This is a genomic window from Ignavibacteriales bacterium (assembly GCA_016709155.1).
Lineage (GTDB): Bacteria > Bacteroidota > Ignavibacteria > Ignavibacteriales > Ignavibacteriaceae > JADJEI01.
In genome coordinates, this window is the sequence record JADJEI010000013.1 from 192673 (window position 1) to 211486 (window position 18814).

The 18814-nt window shown below is 35.3% G+C and carries 16 protein-coding genes and 1 tRNA gene; 10 read left to right on the forward strand and 7 right to left on the reverse strand.

All coding sequences use genetic code 11. From position 1 onward, the window contains the following. The 6 genes from IPH11_13990 to alr all read left to right on the forward strand — a co-directional run bounded on the left by IPH11_13990 (position 1) and on the right by alr (position 6347). Positions 1 to 234, forward strand: a complete 234-nt coding sequence (locus tag IPH11_13990; GenBank protein MBK6914697.1) for a hypothetical protein — start codon at positions 1 to 3, stop codon at positions 232 to 234. Between the two features lie 93 nt (positions 235 to 327). Continuing rightward, positions 328 to 780, forward strand: coding sequence for an HAD hydrolase-like protein (locus IPH11_13995; GenBank protein ID MBK6914698.1), 453 nt, complete (start codon positions 328 to 330; stop codon positions 778 to 780). A 254-nt stretch (positions 781 to 1034) separates the two neighbouring features. Continuing rightward, a complete protein-coding gene (locus tag IPH11_14000; protein MBK6914699.1) occupies positions 1035 to 3677 on the forward strand; it encodes a carbohydrate binding family 9 domain-containing protein in 2643 nt (880 codons plus the stop codon). A gap of 250 nt (positions 3678 to 3927) precedes the next feature. Then, positions 3928 to 4000: transfer RNA gene (locus IPH11_14005), tRNA-Arg, on the forward strand. A gap of 24 nt (positions 4001 to 4024) precedes the next feature. Next, complete coding sequence (locus IPH11_14010) at positions 4025 to 4774, forward strand: hypothetical protein (protein ID MBK6914700.1); 750 nt, start codon at positions 4025 to 4027, stop codon at positions 4772 to 4774. Between the two features lie 424 nt (positions 4775 to 5198). After that, entirely contained in the window at positions 5199 to 6347 is a 1149-nt protein-coding gene (gene alr / locus IPH11_14015) for an alanine racemase (GenBank protein MBK6914701.1), read from the forward strand. A gap of 24 nt (positions 6348 to 6371) precedes the next feature. On the opposite strand, the gene IPH11_14020 is transcribed toward alr, so the two are convergent. From IPH11_14020 to kbl, 5 genes are all read right to left on the reverse strand, one after another. Then, positions 6372 to 6518 (reverse strand): hypothetical protein, encoded by a 147-nt coding sequence (locus IPH11_14020; GenBank protein MBK6914702.1) that lies wholly within the window; start codon positions 6516 to 6518, stop codon positions 6372 to 6374. A 15-nt stretch (positions 6519 to 6533) separates the two neighbouring features. Then, on the reverse strand, positions 6534 to 7991 hold the full coding sequence (locus tag IPH11_14025) for an FAD-dependent oxidoreductase (protein MBK6914703.1): 1458 nt from the start codon (positions 7989 to 7991) through the stop codon (positions 6534 to 6536). A 110-nt stretch (positions 7992 to 8101) separates the two neighbouring features. Beyond that, positions 8102 to 9943, reverse strand: a complete 1842-nt coding sequence (locus tag IPH11_14030; protein MBK6914704.1) for a peptidylprolyl isomerase — start codon at positions 9941 to 9943, stop codon at positions 8102 to 8104. Between the two features lie 130 nt (positions 9944 to 10073). Continuing rightward, the gene (locus IPH11_14035; protein MBK6914705.1) at positions 10074 to 10577 is read right to left on the reverse strand and encodes an O-acetyl-ADP-ribose deacetylase; all 504 of its coding nucleotides are present in this window, start codon (positions 10575 to 10577) and stop codon (positions 10074 to 10076) included. Positions 10578 to 10676: 99 nt separating this feature from the next. Next, on the reverse strand, positions 10677 to 11867 hold the full coding sequence (kbl, locus tag IPH11_14040; protein MBK6914706.1) for a glycine C-acetyltransferase: 1191 nt from the start codon (positions 11865 to 11867) through the stop codon (positions 10677 to 10679). A 207-nt stretch (positions 11868 to 12074) separates the two neighbouring features. On the opposite strand from kbl, the gene IPH11_14045 reads away from it, so the two are divergent. Both IPH11_14045 and IPH11_14050 read left to right on the forward strand, forming a co-directional pair. Beyond that, positions 12075 to 12317, forward strand: coding sequence for a hypothetical protein (locus tag IPH11_14045; GenBank protein ID MBK6914707.1), 243 nt, complete (start codon positions 12075 to 12077; stop codon positions 12315 to 12317). 440 nt (positions 12318 to 12757) lie between these two features. Continuing rightward, positions 12758 to 13888: an ATP-binding protein gene (locus IPH11_14050; protein MBK6914708.1), complete on the forward strand. Its 1131-nt coding sequence runs from the start codon at positions 12758 to 12760 to the stop codon at positions 13886 to 13888. Between the two features lie 365 nt (positions 13889 to 14253). On the opposite strand, the gene tdh is transcribed toward IPH11_14050, so the two are convergent. Together tdh and IPH11_14060 are read right to left on the reverse strand one after the other, a co-directional pair. Continuing rightward, on the reverse strand, positions 14254 to 15276 hold the full coding sequence (gene tdh / locus IPH11_14055) for an L-threonine 3-dehydrogenase (GenBank protein ID MBK6914709.1): 1023 nt from the start codon (positions 15274 to 15276) through the stop codon (positions 14254 to 14256). 202 nt (positions 15277 to 15478) lie between these two features. Next, positions 15479 to 15892, reverse strand: a complete 414-nt coding sequence (locus IPH11_14060) for a hypothetical protein (GenBank protein MBK6914710.1) — start codon at positions 15890 to 15892, stop codon at positions 15479 to 15481. Between the two features lie 137 nt (positions 15893 to 16029). On the opposite strand from IPH11_14060, the gene IPH11_14065 reads away from it, so the two are divergent. Together IPH11_14065 and IPH11_14070 are read left to right on the forward strand one after the other, a co-directional pair. Next, positions 16030 to 17796, forward strand: a complete 1767-nt coding sequence (locus IPH11_14065) for a M14 family metallopeptidase (protein ID MBK6914711.1) — start codon at positions 16030 to 16032, stop codon at positions 17794 to 17796. 76 nt (positions 17797 to 17872) lie between these two features. Further along, positions 17873 to 18808, forward strand: a complete 936-nt coding sequence (locus IPH11_14070; protein ID MBK6914712.1) for a hypothetical protein — start codon at positions 17873 to 17875, stop codon at positions 18806 to 18808. Positions 18809 to 18814 lie beyond the last annotated feature (6 nt).

Here is an 18814-nt window from a genome sequence, read left to right on the forward strand (position 1 = left end):
ATGATTAATAAATACGACGCTTTTATTTTTGATCTTGATGGAACCATCTACCGCGGCAGTTCCTTAATACCCGATGCAGATAAGGCTGTAAATTCTATTAAAGCGTTGGGGAAAAAGGTGATTTTTATTTCAAACAAAACTACAGGAAATGTTGATGATTATTTCTCGATATTAAATAATTACGGAATTAATACAACTAAAGATGAGATAGTAAATGCCACTGTGGTCTTATAAAAATTCTTAACTGAAAATCATGCTTCGAAATCATTCTACGCCATCGGTGAGAAAATATTTATCAAAGAGATTGAATCAGCAGGATTAAAATTTGTGGACAATCCGGATAAAATTGATTTACTTTTAGTCACGCTTGACCGCACATTAAACTATGAAAAGCTTGAAATAGCAGCCCGTGCTTTAGAGGCGGGTGCAAGATTCTACGCCGCAAATATTGATGATACCTGCCCAGTGGATGGCGGTGAAGTTTTGGATGCAGGTGCTACTATTTCCGCACTTGAAAAACGTACGCACAGAAAACTTGAAATGAATTTTGGCAAACCCTCGCAATTTATGTTTGATGAAGTGACTTCAAGATTAAACACTGCTCCTTCTAAAATTCTTTTAATTGGCGATAGACTGGAAACCGATATCACAATTGGATTTAATTTTGAAATTGACACTGCACTTGTTGACACAGGCGTAAAATTTTTTGCTAATGGAACTCCTTTAATCAAACCCACCTACCACCTCAATTCAGTTGCTGATCTCTTAATAAATTTGTAAAAGCTATTCCGTAGCAAAGTGGGAGAAATATTTTTCAGTATATTTCTTCCAAAGGATAATTTTGTAAAATCAGCCTCACTTTTGCAACTATAATATTAAAATTATCTGCCTTATCAATTATTATCACCGCTTATCTAAAACTAATTATGTCTTCCTAACATTAGAATTAGATTAACCTAAAAGATTTTAGAAAATTGATTTATTACTATACGCGTGTTTTCTTATGAGCGACAGAAAAAATTTTAAGGATTTATATGATTAAACATATTTTACTTTTAGTATTGCTTCTTTCATTCAATTTATTTGCTGGTGGAGATGACACTCTGATAGCTCCAAAGATAAGTATTGAAGCTATTCGCTTGAATGAACTTATTGAAATTGACGGAATGCTTTTAGAAAATGTCTGGCAAAACTCTAATAGTATTTCTGATTTTAAACAAAGAGATCCAATCGAGGGCGCAAATCCAACCGAGAAGACAGTCGTTTATGTCGCCTATGATGAAAATGCAATTTACATTGGCGTTCGGATGTTTGATTCATTCCCCGATTCAATAATTCAAACTTTAACCCGCCGGGATGAGTATGTTAGCTCCGATAGATTTTCTCTTTTTCTTGACCCCTATAACGACAAGCGAAGTGGATTCTATTTTACAATTAATGCTGCCGGTTCAATTTCTGATGGAGTTCTTTATAACGATAATTGGGATGATGATAGTTGGGATGGGGTGTGGGAAGCTAAGGCAGTAATTGATAATGAGGGTTGGACTGCAGAAATGAAGATACCTTTCTCTCAGTTAAAATTTAATTCTATTATTGATGCACGATGGGGTATAAATTTTAAACGGGACATTGCAAGGAAAAATGAGCGGGATTATTTAATCTATGTCCCTAAAAATGAAAATGGTTTTGTATCGAGATTTGCTGAACTATACGGACTCCAAAATATTAATCCACCCGGCAAATTAGAAATCCTTCCTTATGTAACCGGTAGAGCAGAGTATTTGCAGCATCAGCCGGGAGATCCATTTAATGATGGTTCGATTTATACCCCCGGCTTTGGTGTTGATCTTAAAACCACACTCGGTTCCAATTTGACTTTGAATGCAACTGTGAATCCCGATTTCGGGCAAGTAGAAATTGATCCAGCGGTAATAAATCTGAGCGATGTCGAAACCTTTTTTTCTGAAAAGAGACCGTTCTTTATTGAAGGGTCTTCGATTTTTGATTTCGGAGTGGGTGGGGCAAGTAATTATTGGGGATTTAATTGGGGAGGACCTGACTTCTTTTACAGCCGAAGAATTGGTCGTCCGCCGCAGGGAAGAATTTCCTCTGCAGACTATGTCGATGTTCCTGAAGGTACTCACATTCTTGGCGCTGTAAAATTGAATGGAAAGATCAATGATAGCTGGAATATTGGTGTTCTTAACGCACTGACGCAAAGAGAATATGCTGATATCAGTTTAAATGGATTTCAATCTGAAGAAGAAATTGAACCGCTTACATATTACGGAATATTTCGGGCGCAAAATGAATTTGATCAGGGTAAGCAGGGGTTGGGGTTTATTTCAACCCTAACCACACGTTCATTTCAGAATCAAAATTTAAACAGTGATTTGAACAAAAATGCATTCACCGGCGGTGTGGATGGATGGACATTTCTTGATGAATCTAAAGCATGGGTATTTACCGGATGGATGGGGCTAAGTAATGTATCCGGTTCTATAGATCGTATGACTAATCTTCAAAGAAATTCTACTCACTATTTTCAGCGGCCCGATGCTGATTATCTTGGAGTTGATTCTTCAGCAACATCTTTAACAGGCTATGCTGGCAGATTTTATTTGAATAAACAAAAGGGGAATTTCTTTTTTAACTCTGCTTTTGGTTTTATCACACCCAAGTTTGAGGTAAATGATGTCGGGTTTTTATTCCGCTCCGATGTACTTAATGCTCATATTGGCGGGGGATATTCCTGGACTGAGCCAACTGAACTTTATCGCTTTGCTGAATTAGGCGGAGCTTATTTCAGGAATTATGATTTCGGAGGAAATAAAACTGGTGAAGGTTTATTTCACTTCGGTTATGTCCAACTATTAAATTATTACTACGCAAATTGGAATCTTGCATACTATGCCCCCTCGATTAATAATAGAAGAACTCGCGGCGGTCCTTTGACATTAAATCACGAAGCCTACTCGGCTAATCTTAGTTTAGGAACTGATAATCGCAATAAATTAATTCTTGAATTGAATTACGGCACATATTTATCAGCGGACGAAGATGATTATAGTACCAGCCTCAGTATCACCTGGCGACCTCTTTCAAATCTCTCATTTTCATTTGAACCTGGTTTTGATCAGTCATTTACTAATACTCAATGGATAGGTGCTTTCGATGATCCAACTGCTGTCTCTACCTTTGACAAACGATATGTATTTGCTGAACTAAATCAGTCAACCATTTCAGCAGGGATAAGATTGAACTGGACTTTCACACCACAATTAAGTTTACAGCTTTATGTCCAGCCTTTAATTTCATCGGGTGATTATTCTAAATTTAAAGAGTTGTTAACTCCTAAGAGTTATGACTACCTTGTTTATGGCGAGGGCAATTCGACTTTCGATGAAGATAATTATATCGTTGATGCAGATGGAAATGGACCTGCAACAGAAATTTATATCGGCAATCCTGATTTTAATTTTAAATCTCTTCGCGGAAATGCGGTATTAAGGTGGGAGTATCTGCCAGGGTCTGTGTTATATTTTGTGTGGACGCAAACGCGAACACATTTTGAAAACACTGGTGACCTTAATTTTGGCAGCTCAATTGATCGACTTGGATCGGCGCGTCCAGATAATATTTTCATGGTAAAATTCACTTATTGGTTCAATATGTAATTAATATTTTTAGAATATTTTTAAGTAAGGCTGTCGAAAGGCAGCCTTTTTCTTTTCTGTAAAATCAATTGTGAGTATTTTAGATTAGTTAATTTTAGATTCTAAATCTCTGGATCAGTTCAGTGGATAGTGCATCCCCACCAAAGCGGGGTCAGTCGGAGATGAAAAAAAAATATAACTGCCCCCGTAGCTCAGTGGAAAGAGCAGTCCCACTGGGATTGGTCGGAGTTGAAAAGAGAAAAATAAGACTGCCCCCATAGCTCAGTGGAAAGAGCAGAAGTTTCCTAAACTTTTGGTCGGAGGTTCGATTCCTCTCGGGGGTACAAATAATTATGATTGCAGTTTAATTGCATTTCGAAAAAAATCAATCAAGCATTGATACAAAATTACTTCAGCAAAGACTCACCGCTCTTTGGGCATTTAGTGAGTCTGCTTTGGGGGGATTTCTTCATGCCTTTAAACTTCCATTTACAGGATTAATTGTCAGCAGCGCTGCTGTTCTGATAATTTCGGGAATAGCTCGTTACGGGTTTAAGAGGGGGGAGATTCTAAAAGCCACACTAATAGTTATTCTTGTAAAAGTTGTTGTAAGCCCGCATTCTCCAATCAATGCTCATTTCGCTGTTTTACTGCAAGGCTTGATTGGTGAAATCCTATTTGCTTCAAAAAAATATTTTACCATCACTACTGTTTTCTTTGCTGTGATAACTGCTTTGCTTTCAGCAACCCAAGAAATATTAGTACTTACTTTATTATTTGGATTCAGCTTGTGGACTGCAATTGATTCGTTCTTCAAATATGTATTGACTGAATTTCCTATCACCATTAATGCGCAATCTGATTTTTCATTCTCACAAATGATTATCAGTATTTATTTAGCGGTTCATTTTATCGTTGGTTTACTGAGTGGATTTTTTTCGGTAAGCTTATTAAAAAATATTTCTGAAGTACATGTTATCAAAAAAGATTTCAAAACAATTATTAAAAGCGCAACTGCTGATAAAAAATCCAGGCGGAAAAAAATTTTGGTGGAGGAAATCAACAGGTGCTATTTTAATCTTAATTTTAGCTGCAACGGCGGTTTATTCATATTTTAATGAGCCTGAAAACTCATTATATCTAACTATAATAATTATTCTGCTTCGTTCATTTGGAATCACAATAATTTGGTATTTTATAATTGCCCCGTTTGCTAATAAATATATTTCTAAATACTATAGCCGGCAAAAGTCAGAACACGCAAATGAAATCAATGAGATATTAAATTTGATTCCGATTTTTAAAATGATTGTTTCAGAAAGTTATTCTTTAACTGCTGATCGAAAAGGTTTGGAGAGGTATAAAACTTTTTTAATTCTTGTCCTTTCAAATATTATATTTTTCAAGGAGGAGGTAATTGTTACAGCGGAAATGAATGAATAATTGGATCTAGAAGCAATCTTTTTCGAAAGTAATCCAGCGTTGGATTAAAATGTGAATTTAGAGTTAGTTAAGTCTTATTATAAAATAATATTAGCGTAAATGAATAAAGCAGTTAATTATCCAACAATAAGTTTAGATGAGGTAATCCGCCCAACAGTTGTCGAAGTGGATTTGAATATTCTCAAAAATAATTTTATCAATATTAAATCCTATATTGGGCGAACTAAAATTATGCCGATTTTAAAAGCTAATGCTTATGGGCACGGACTAATTCGCACAGCTCAATTGTATCAACAATTAAATGCTGATTATCTTGGTGTTGCAGTTGTTGAGGAGGGGATGCTGCTTCGATTAAATGGAATCAATGTCCCCATACTTGTACTTGGTGGAATTTGGGGTAATCAAATTCCGCTGTTCTTAAAACATAAATTGACTATTACTGCTTCGTCAATAGATAAATTAAATCAGATAGATGATACGGCAGCAAAGATGAAATTAAAAGCAAAAGTGCATCTTAAAATTGATACCGGGATGGAGCGTATTGGTGTTCACTATTACTCTTCGGAGAAATTTATTGAAGCTGCACACAAGTTTAAAAATATTTTTATCGAAGGTATTTATTCTCACTTCGCAAATGCTGATTCAGGTGATGTAAGCGAAACGAAGCTACAGCTTGAAAGATTTCATTCTGTGCTAAATTATCTTCAAAAATATTCTATGAACATTCCTTTAAAACATATCTCTAATTCAGCGGCAATAGTCCAAATGCCTGAAGCTAATTTTGACCTGGTACGACCGGGAATTTTACTTTACGGCATTTATCCATCAGAAAAAATTAAAAAGAATATTTCAGTCAAACCTGCTTTAGTTTGGAAATCAAGAATAGTTTATTTTAAAGTAATTCGTGCCGGGGATCCAGTAGGTTACGGCTCAACGTGGAAAAGCGATCATCAAATAAGAGCAGTGACTGTACCTGTTGGCTATGGCGATGGATACTTCCGCAGTTTGTCAAATAAATCCGAAGTAATTATCCGCGGCAAAAAATACCCCGTGATAGGAACTGTTTCAATGGATCAGATTGTCGTTAATATTGAAAGTGACAGCGCCTTCAATGGTGATGAAGTAATTCTTTTAGGCGAAAGTGAAAAGGAAAAAATATCTGCAGCAGATTTAGCAAAACTCGCTGGAACAATTCCGTACGAAATTCTTACAAATATAAATACTCGTGTTCCAAGAATTTATAAATAGATAAACACCCGGCAGAAAAATAAATTAATGTTTTCTTACCATCCTTAGCATTTTAATATTTATTATAATAAATCTGAAAAACTGATAAATCAGATTTGTTCTCATAAATTTTGTAAATCCTGTTGGAACAGGCGGATAATAACTTTGCTCATAAGGTTTTCTTTCGTTCATAATCTCTCCAATTTTTTATTCGGGAATAATTCTCCAAAATGGTTTTGCTTTGGCTTTATAAATAAAAGCATGGTGTAAAAAATGTTTTATCCAATGCCCCGCTAAACCAATTTCACCAGTAGTATATTTTAATTGACGGCCAGTATCGGGATAAGTTTCAAAATCCGGAATAATGGGATACATAGTCATAGAAACAGCAGTACCCTTGAAAAAATTTGCACCTGCAGAAGCTATGCAAGCTGCCCCCATTTTAGCCATTGACGCATGTCTGGTAGGTCTATCCGCTTTGCCTTCCATCATATCAGTAATATTTAATGCAATTTGTCTTGCCATAACCCCCGACGGCATCCCGGTTCTGGGAGGGGTGGGGAATATAGATGTGCCATTCGGGCTTTGCATTGGCTTTGAAATAGCATGCGGAGGCGCAAATGCAATTCCGGCGACAAAGATATTTTTATACTTCGGATTCTGATAAATGCTTGGCCAATCAGACGATTTCCAATCTGAATAATTCTTCTTTGAATAATCAGCATCTACAAGCATAAAACTATTTGCTGCAAAAAGATCTTTAGTTATTTCCTCTCCTTGTTTGTTAAATGATTTTAGCCCCACACCGGAGAATGGAGGAAGAAGCATTGCAAAATCATTTTTTATAGAATGTTCAGCACCGTCAAGAGTTTCGTAAAATACTTCACCCGGTGCAGCTTCTTTCACGTGTGCCTGTGTTATCCAGCTTATTCCTCTTTCGGTGTAAAGTGATTCAGTGAATATTCTGGAATGAGTAACATAACCACCCCGTTTAATGTGCATTCCTCCGATTCCAAAATCACCAAGTTCTTTTTCATTGGATAACCAAACTAAATTTGCTTTATCGCGTACTTTGTTCTTACGAAGCAGATATTCAACATTAAAAATATACTCGAACGCAGCACCCTGACAAGTGCAGTTGCCGTGTCCGACTCCAATCAATAAAGTTTTTTTCTCGCCTTTCTTCATTCGTTGAATTAATTCATTTAATGCGCTAAAAGTTTTTGCTGCATGATCATAAGTACAAACAGATAGGCTGTTAAATTCTGGTCCAAGACCTTTTGTAGCGGCAAAATTTAATTTTGGACCGGTAGAATTAATTAGATAATCATAGCTGATTTTTTCTGTTTCACCTTTTCTACTCTCATTTGTGTACTCGATTGTAACGAAGGGGTTTGAAGTTGATTGGTCTCCGTCAGGATGAATACTAACGGCGCGAGCCTGATGAAAGTATATCCCCGTTTTTTTGTAAACCGGCGCCAACTCGAATGTTACTTGCTCTGGTCTCATAGCACCGACCCCCACCCAGATGTTTGAGGGAATCCAGTTCCATTTGCTGTTAGGTGAAATCACCACAACTTCATGTTTGGATGAAAGTCGTGTCTTAGCTTGAAGTGCCGCAGTTTGTCCGGCTATTCCCGCACCAAGAATCACTAATCTTGCCATACTTTTTCTCCTTAAATTGAGTAGAGATTTTTTGTTGAAGAAAATTAACAAGAAATCATTTACGTAATGCTTTGTAATAGACTAATATTAGAAAAAAGTATTCCGGGCTGCTAGGGTAAAAGTTGAATGTTTTTTCCAGATTTTTTCGCCCAGTTATACCAGGAAGAAAGGTAGGGGAATGCACTAATAGCTCCGCCGAAACCAATATACCGGTATGTGAACATATTCAACTGTGTTGTAGCTAAATTATTTAAAGCTGAAGAATAAATAGTAACTCCATATTTTTTTGCAAGCAATGAGGTGTAAGAATCAAACTTTTCACTTAGCTTATTTGCTTTAGCATCAATTTTTAATTGGGGTTTTAATTGTTCAAATGTTTCGTCGGGTAATTTTTCTATTTTCTTTTTCCCGATCAATTTAAACAATGAGTATCCTTCCGGTGTAAAGATGGGACCAAAAATCTCTCCCACCTCCATAGTAGCAGCATTCTTTCCAATATCTCCGTATTGATTTGAATAAAACCAATCAAATTCACCATTAGCATTTTTGGTTAATTCTCGTTCAGTAAATTTAGCAGCAAGCTCTTCGAATGATTTTCCACTTTGCATTTCTGTTAGAACAGTTTCAATCGTTCTTAAATCCTTACAAAGAATTTCAACAATTTTTAATTGAAGATTTGATTGCGCACCATTTCGGTTCATATAGAATTGATATACTTCATCATCGCTCACTTCGATTGAATCGAGAAAACGATTACGAAGAGCCTGCGAAAGGTAGGTGTCTTCCCAGATTTTCATGTCTTCGTTTACTTCAGGAAGATTATGAAGGCCCAATCGGTATCCTTCACGAGTAATTAATTCCTGTCTAATCATATACTTAACTGTTGAGGAAAGAGCACGCAGTATTTGGTTTCTGTCACTTGATCGAACAGAAAAACCTGTTTGGATCAAATCGTATAAAAACTCTTTCAAGCTCACAGGATTTTTATCAAATAGTAAAAAATCCATTGTTAGTGTATCTGCACCAAACTCATCCATTATTTGGTAAATATCAGTTTCGGACAAATAAATTTTTGAAGAATCATTAGCTGACAGAAATTTTGCATTTTCGTTGATTCTTAAAATTATTTTTTCAGAAAGGGATTTTCCAAGATCATTGTTGGCGTTTATTTTTACTCCTGAAAGTAATTTTTGAAGATAAGCATTTCCTTTATTCATGCTTCTTCTTTCATTTATAATTTTCTTTACATTATTTGTCAACTCAAGTTGCTGCTGCTCATTTAAACTTTGCGGGACTTTTTCAATCAACTTGAAAATAAACCATCCATCTTCGTAATGAATAGGTGGGGAGATTTCATTAATGTGCAAATTATAAAGTTGATTTTCTATCTCTTCATCTTTTAGATCACCAAAATATATTTTGACATTATTGGTTTGGTAAGTGCTATCGTGTTTTACAATTAACGAGTCAAAAATATCAGGCAGCATGATAGAATTAAATAATTGAAACACTTTAGAAGAATCATAAGTACTGATTACATCCATGTTCAAAATCGTTAAACTTTTTTGTAATCCGTCGTTTAAGTCTTCTTCAGAGACAGTAAATTTATTTTTAACTTCAAGGTTAAATAAAGCGTCACGTACAAAAAGTTTTTTCAACGAATTAAGACTAAACTTAATATAGTCCATATTTTCCAAACCGAGTTCTTTTGCCTGCGTAGCCCAAAGTTTTTCAGCTATAAGTGTGTAAAGAAAATTAATTTTTATGGAATCAGGATTAGTTTCGCCCGGCATAGGATGGGGCATCAGTTCAAATCTGTTTTTGAATTCTTTTGAACTAATGATCTCTTCGCTGATTAATGCAATCGGATCTTTAACAACTTGTGCGAATAAATTAATGTTTAAAGTACTGATTAAAAATAATGCGATGGAAAAAAAATGTTTCGGAATCATTTGATTTGATTGGAAGGTTTAAAAATTAGATGTAACCATCACTGGCTGATATGTTTTATTTAAAATTATTTTTTCGAAAAGTAGTTATGCTCATAAGACTGAGTAAAATTACCGAAAGTGTTTTGTAAATTTAAAGTAAATATTTTTTGTAAACCGATTCAGTTTTAGTATCAAAACAAACAAATATAACTTTTGTAATGCCTGGCTTGGTGCTGATAAATTCCTTTACGATCTTGATTGCAATTTGAGTTGCCCGCTCGAGAGGAAAGCTGTAAATGCCGGTTGAAATTGCCGGGAATGCGATTGTTTTAATTTTATTTTCGACAGCCAGTTTTAAAGAATTCTTATAACAGCTTTCAAGCAGATTATCTTCATTATATTCGCCGCCATTCCAAACAGGACCAACAGTATGAATCACAAATTTTGCGGGAAGATTATAACCATTTGTAATTTTAGCCTCACCTGTTTCGCAGCCGTTTAATTTTCTGCATTCTTCAAGTAATGTCGGTCCGGCAGCACGATGAATTGCACCATCCACTCCGCCCCCACCAAGTAAAGAGGAGTTTGCTGCATTTACAATTGCATCCATCTTTAGTTTTGTTATATCACCTTTTACGATTTCTAATTTTATCATTGTCCAAAATAGGATTAGAACTCAGATTTCTAAGATTTCCCTGATTAACACTGATCAGAGTAAATCTGCTTAATCGGCGAAATCTGCGTTCTATTGTTTTTAAATGCTCATTTCTTTCTTCACTTCAGAAAATTTTTCAACAGCAAAGTCTAAATCTTCTTTTGAATGCGCCGCAGAGATTTGCACACGAATTCTTGCCGTACCTTTTGGAACCACCGGGAAAAAAAATCCAATAACGTAAACACCTTTCTCTAACATTTTTGTTGCCATTGTTTGAGCAAGAACTGCATCGCCAAGCATAATTGGTACGATTGGATGAACACCATCCTTTATGTTGAAACCGGCAGCTTTTATTTTTTCTCTAAAATATTTTGTGTTGTCTTCGAGTTTATCACGCAGGTGAGTTGTTGAAGATAACATTTCTAAAACTTTTATTGAAGCCGCAACAATATTTGGGGCAACAGTGTTTGAAAATAAATATGGACGCGAGCGCTGTCGAAGCAGACCAACAATTTCTTTTCTCGCGGAAGTATAACCGCCGCTTGCACCGCCAAGTGCTTTGCCTAACGTCCCTGTAATAATATCTACCCTTCCCATAACATTGTTGTGTTCGTGAGTTCCTTTGCCGTGTTTACCCATAAATCCAACTGCGTGAGAATCGTCAACCATGACCATTGCGCCGAATTTTTCCGCAAGATCGCAAATATTATTTAAGGGTGCGATAAATCCATCCATCGAAAAAACACCATCGGTTGAAACTAGAATATTTTTTGCATTATTCGCTTTTGCTTCTTTGAGTTTTTCTTCAAGGTCATTCATATCACAATTTTTATAACGATAGCGCTGAGCTTTGCACAATCTTATTCCATCAATTATGCTTGCGTGATTTAATTCATCGCTTACGATTGCATCTTCTTCACCGAGCAAAGTTTCAAATAATCCGCCGTTTGCATCAAAGCAGGATGTATAAAGTATTGTGTCTTCCGTTCCCAGGAATTCAGATATTTTCTTTTCAAGTTCTTTGTGGATTTCCTGAGTACCGCAAATAAATCTAACAGAAGACATTCCAAATCCCCATTTATCAAAGCTGTCTTTAGCGGCTTGAATTATTTCAGGATTATCAGCTAATCCTAAATAATTATTTGCACACATATTAAGAACTTTCTGTCCGGTTGTAACTGCAATGTGCGCGCTTTGGGGGGTGGTAATTATTCTTTCTTTTTTAAAGAGCCCTTCTTTTTCGATGTTGATTAGAATGTTTGCGTAATGTTGTTTTATGTGTTCATTCATAATGATTCCTCAATTTTTTGAATCTGGATGTTTGATGCAGGACTCTGGATACTATATCCCGGATACCTGAATTTTATTTTGATTTTCAATTTGTTTCTTAAAATTAAGAATAAAATATTTGATATGTATAGATATAAAGTTTAGAGAACAGGTTTAACCGATGCCGGCTCTATTATTAAAGAAGGTGAAACTGCTACTGTTCCCGTTATGCTTTTCAATGCAAAGCTTTCGCAGGATGTTGCAAAGGATCTTTATGCTGAAGGAATTTATGCTGTCGGTTTCTTCTTCTCGGTAGTCCCGAAAGGGCAGGCGAGAATAAGCACGCAGTTATCCGCTGCTCACGAAAGACATCATCTTGAAAAAGCACTCGCTTCTTTTATTAAAGTAGGAACGAAGTATGATATTCCCGGAAAGACTAAGCAGGAGATTATTGATAAGTACGGGATGTGAGAAATCAAATCAACTTTTTAGATCAGAGTTGATTGAAATCATCTCTGATTTTTTGATCAATTCCAATTTCACATCTCCCCCAATTTCAATACTTTTAAACCTGCTTCACGGAACGTTGTGTGTAGTAAAGCTGCCAATAGTTTTTAATAACAATTCATAAGTGATGCTATGTACCGCAGAACCAAATACGGTATTCTGGATACTAGTTGGTTGTTGCTGGATGCTGGATATATTAAGGATGATTACAAACCTTGCCTACCGACAGGCAGGTCCCTGATACCAGATAATTATTTATAGAGTATAATTCAGTTCTCTTCCTGCCTTGATTCATATCGTTTAGCAAATTCATAACAATAAGCGATCGTAATCGAAAAATACTATAAGAATTTGCGATTATAATCGAAAAATCTTATGTTTGAACCAAAAATAAATAAAAACCTATGATAAAGAGAGAAATTCAAGATTCCATTGAATCCAGAATGTTCAAGGGAAAACTCATTGTAATTTATGGTGCAAGACAGGTCGGTAAAACTACTCTTATAAAAGAGATTGGAAGAAAATATTCTGACCAGGAAATTTATCTCAACTGTGACGAGCCGGATATTAGGAAGTTATTAACTGATGCAACCTCAACAAAACTTAAAAATATTATTGGACAGAAAAAACTTGTATTGATTGACGAAGCACAGAGAGTAAAAAATATTGGCATCACGTTAAAACTTTTTGTGGATGAATTGAAGGATGTTCAGGTAATTGCAACAGGATCGTCATCATTCGATTTATCAAATCAAATCAACGAGCCGTTAACCGGAAGAAAATTTGAATACACTCTTTATCCATTATCAATGAGAGAACTGAGTAATGAATTTGGGTGGCTTGAAACAAATAGACTTTTAGAGGACCGAATACTATATGGTATGTATCCGGATGTTGTTCTCAATCCAAACGAAAAGAAAAATCTGCTTAAGGATCTTACAAGAAGCTATCTATTTAAAGATGTTTTAAGTTATCAGGGCATTCGTAAACCGGAAGTACTGGATAAACTTTTACTTGCGCTTGCTGCACAAATTGGCAGCGAAGTTTCTTACAATGAACTTGCAGGAACAGTTGGCATAGATAAAGATACTATTAATAAATATCTCGATATTTTAGAAAAAGCTTTCGTGATTTTCCGGTTACATCCATTCAGTCGGAATATCAGAACTGAAATTACAAAGATGCGAAAAGTATATTTTTATGATACCGGAATTCGGAATGCTTTGGTGTCAAATTTTAATTCACTTGCTTCAAGAAATGATAAAGGAACTTTGTGGGAGAATTTTTTAGTATCCGAAAAACTTAAAATGAATTCTTACTTAAACATTGATGCGAAGACATATTTCTGGAGGACTTCACAGCAGCAGGAGATTGATTACATTGAAGAAATTGAAAATGATTTATTTGCCTATGAGTTTTCGTGGAATGTAAATAAGAAAAAGAAAATCCCGTTAACCTTTTTAAAGGCTTATGGCACTAAAGAATCAGAAATTATTACTACCGAAAATTATGGTAAGTTTTTAGGTATTGTGTAGTAAAAGAATTATTTAACTGACAAGGAATCTAGATCCTCAAAATGTTTAGCATAAATGGTTTTTATATTTTTTCTACCATAACCCTTAACCATTCAATATCTAATTCATTTTGAAAATATGCTTATTTGAGTGCCTACTTAATACATTTCAAACTTAGGCAATGTTATTATCGCCTTGTGAATTTCAATAGATAATTCACTTGCCAGTTTTCAAACTTCAAAGTTTTTATAACTCATAATAGTCACTCAATAACATATATTGTTTACAATTTCAATTACATTATACCTGGTATCATGAATCAGGTATCGGTTATTCTACTTCATCATAGAGAATTTAGGATTAAAGTCCTGTATCAAGTATTCAGTTTACCATTCAAGAATAACTTTACCAGAATTACCCGATTTCATTATCTCAAATCCTTCCTGGTAATCATCAATCTTGAATCTGTGAGTAATGATTTGAGTAATATCTAATCCGCTTTGTACCATTGCTTGCATCTTATACCAGGTCTCGAACATTTTTCTTCCATATATACCGCGAATATTCAGACCATTAAAAATAATTTTTGTCCAATCAACTGCACCGTTTGAAGGAAGAATTCCAAGCAGCGCGATGTTTGCACCATGAAACATTACATCAATCATATCATTAAACGCACGAATGCTGCCGGACATCTCTAATCCAACATCAAAGCCTTCTTTCATTCCAAGTTCTTTAACGATGTCTGACAATTTTTCTTTTGACACATCCACTGCGCGGGTAACTCCCATTTTTCGTGCAAGTTCCAAACGGTAGGGGTTCATATCTGTAATTACAGTGTTGCGTGCGCCCGCATGAATTGCTACTGCAGCAGCCATTATTCCTATTGGTCCTGCCCCTGTAATAAGAACATCCTCACCGAGTAAATCATAACTTAAAGCCGTGTGAACAGCATTTCCAAAAGGATCGAAAACAGATAAAATGTCTGTGGAAATTTTTGGATCGCAATGCCAGATGTTTTGAACAGGAATAACAAGATATTCGGCGAAGCAGCCGGGACGATTAACTCCCACACCCTTTGTATTTGGACAAAGATGCCCGCGACCGGCGCGGCAGTTTCTGCAAGTTCCGCAAACAATATGTCCTTCACCGCTGACTAAGTCTCCAACCCTTACGTCGTGAACATTTGAGCCAAATGCTTCAATCGTTCCAACATACTCGTGACCGACATGCATTGGAACAGGAATAGTTTTTTGTGCCCACTCATCCCAATTATAAATATGAATGTCAGTTCCGCAGATTGCAGTTTTATGAATTTTTATTAGTACATCATTTGGTCCGTAATCCGGGACGGGAACTTCATCCATCCAGATTCCAGGTTTAGCATATTTTTTTACGAGTGCTTTCATTTTTTTCATGTGCATTCCTTTTAAGAAGTGATTAATGAGGAATAAAATATGAATGACTGATTAATTTCTATTCCTTGCTTATCAAAAATAATATTTTGAACTGACAAAGGATAATTAAAGAGGTGGAATAATTTAAATACAATAAATCGAATTGGCTTTGAAAAAAAATTGCAAATGAAATTTGAAGTGAAAACTTCAAAAATCAGATTATAGAATAAAGAGAAAACTCTGAAGCAATTTTTTGAGCAGGAATTTCTTTTATTTTTTTATGCTGCTCTTCAAACCAGCTAATATCAATATTATTTACTTCAGCAGTTTCTTTTAACCAATTAATCTCAACATCAGAAATACAGCCGTCAGAATAGATTAATTTCAAAGCATCACCAAGAAATGATTTAGCAACTTCGCTGTCGTTAAACTTAATTGGATCATCGGGAATATATTTATTAGCAAGCAGTCCGCTGATTGTCTCTTCATAAAAATCATTTGCAAAACCAAGCTTTTGACAAAGTTTTTTAAGAATACTTTTTTCTGTTTCGGTTAATTGCTTGTCTTTTCTTGCTGTGATAAACAAGCCTTTTAGGTAATTACTTTTATCCAATAAGTTGATGTTCATTTCTACCTTTTTGATTTTTATATGGCTAAACATAATAAAAGTTATGTGAGATAAAAATTCAATTATTATTTCGTTTATTATTTAAATATTATTTTTATATCACTCTTAATCATCGAAAACAAAATGGAAATTCTTAAATGAAAAAAATGATCAGCAATTGTCTAACGGCATTTTTTGTTTGTTCTGCTTCATTGTTCGCGCAGGATAAATTCTCTCCCGATTGGCTTACTAAATTTGAAACTTCAAACTACCTTGAAACTGAACGCTATGACGAAACCATGCAGTACTTCAAAGCACTTGATGCAGCGTCGGAATATGCAACTCTTTTTCCGATTGGTAAATCACCACACGGAAGGGATATAAATTGTCTTGTCGTTTCGAAGGATAAATCATTCTCACTCGAGTTATCAAAACAATCCGGCAAACCGCTGGTACTGATTATGTGTGGTATTCACTCCGGTGAAATTGAAGGCAAAGATGCTTCAATGCTTTTGCTTCGCGATATTCTCGTAACAAAAGAATCGGAAAAATATTTAGATAATGTAAACCTGTTTGTTATTCCTATTTTTAGTGTTGATGGACACGAAAGATTTAGCGAGTACAACAGGATAAATCAAAATGGTCCAATTGATATGGGATGGAGAACTACTGCTCAAAACTTAAATCTCAACCGTGATTGGATGAAAGCAGATGCGCCCGAAATGCAGGCAATGTTAAAATTAGTTTCAGCATGGCAGCCGGATTTTATTGTTGATACTCATACAACTGACGGTGCTGATTATCAATATCAAGTAACGTACGGCTTAGAGATTTACGGTAACATTTATCACGGGCTGGCTGAGTGGAACAAAAAAAAGTTGATTCCTGAGATGATCAGTTATGTCGAATCAAAAGGCTTCCCTATGTTTCAATATGTCGGCTTCAAAGATTGGGCGCAAGGTGTTGAATCTGGAATTGTGGATTGGGCGTCTTCTCCAAGATTTTCTACCGGATATTTTGCACAGCAAAATCGCATTTGTCTTTTGATCGAAACACACATGCTTAAACCTTATAAAGATAGAGTATATTCGACAAAGGCTGTGCTTGAAGCAGTGCTGCAGATTGTAAATAATAATTCTACCGAGCTTCTTCAATTAAATAAAAATGCCGATGAAAATTCTATAAAAGACTTCACTATTGATAAAAAATATCTTCCCCTCAATTTTAAAACTAATGATGATTTTTCTTTTACAAATTTTAAAGGATATAAATTCTATCACGATTCATCAGCTATTTCGGGTGGGGATAAAATCGTTTACACTTCTGAACCTCAGGATTTTTATGTAAAACTTTTTAATAATGTCAAACCAACCGACTCAGTTTCAATTCCTAATGCATATATTATTCCACAGGAGTATTCATCACTTGTTGATAAAATGAAATTGCACGGAATTTCAGTTAGCCAGATTTCGGAAGAGAAACAATATCAAGTAACACGTTATAAATTTAAAAATGTGAAGTTTGATCCGTTCCCCTACGAAGGAAGACAGCATGTCAGTCTTGACTTCGACACATTTACAGAAGAAGTAAAAATTGCGGCAGGATCATTTATCGTTCCAACCGATCAGCGAACAGTTAGAATCATTGCTCAATTGCTCGAACCAAAAAGCGGCGACTCATTTGTTCAATGGGGACTTATAAATGCTATCTTCGAACAAAAAGAATATTTTGAAAATTATGTGATGGAAAAAATTGCCGAAGAAATGTTAAACAATAATAAAGACCTTCGAAAAGAATTTGAAGAGAAATTAAAATCCGATGAATCCTTCCGCAGCAATTCTTACGAAAGATTAAATTTCTTTTATCAACGTTCGCCCTACTGGGATGAGCAGCTAAATTTATACCCGATAATGAGAATTGAATAAACTGTCTTTGTTGCTATTTTTGTCTGAAGAAATTTCTTTATTTATCTATGAATAAAATATTTTCAAAGGGGTCTGTATGAATACAATTAAAAGAATAATCGCCATTGTAGTCCTTCCACTTTTATTTACAATAGTATCGCTTGCTCAGCAAACGCAGGTAAAAAAAATTGCGGTTTTGCCATTCACTTATAACGGAGTAGATTCTGTTTTTGTGCAGACTGCTGACGCAATGCTTCGACTTGAAATCAGCAGGCTCGATTCATTCAACTTAATTCAGCAAAAGCTTACTTCTGAAGTGCTCTTAAATAATGATTGCATTTTTTCAGACAATGATTGTGCAGTAAAAATTGGAAATGAATTAGGCGCTGAACAAGTTTTAACCGGTAACCTATCTGCACTCGGTGATAAAATAATTGTGCAATATTTTTTAATTGATGTGTTGACTTCCGAAGATATTATTATTGATCAGATAACTGCGGCTAATGTTGAAGATCTTGAAGTTGTTATGAAAAGAATTGCCAAAAGTATTAACGAAAAAAAATCTATTAATCAAGATGTCGAAGTTGGACAGGTTACTGAAACGGAGACAAAAAATTCATTACGACGCGGCTCAAATAAAAATTTTGGCGTTTCATTCGGGTATCTTTATCCATCAAATGGCTACGATGAAATTGATAATTCACTTGTATTTGATTTACGCTACGGCTTTGAACTTGATGAAGCTGCACTTGGTTTAATGCTTGGAATCAGAAGCGGATTTGCAATGAATATTTATGGGCAGTATCTATTTACCAAAACTGACTTTTGCCCCTACCTCGGAGGTGCGCTTGGCTTTCATTGGGTTTCGCACGATTTTTACAGCGACAAAGCCGATGGTTTTGAGTTCTCCATTAATACCGGCATCAGAGCATTCCGTACTTACTCCTTCGAGATACTTATTAATTTTGAATACATAATGACTTTCAACAAATTTAATGATAGAGCATTTGTGTTTACAGTTGGAATATTGTAATTATTC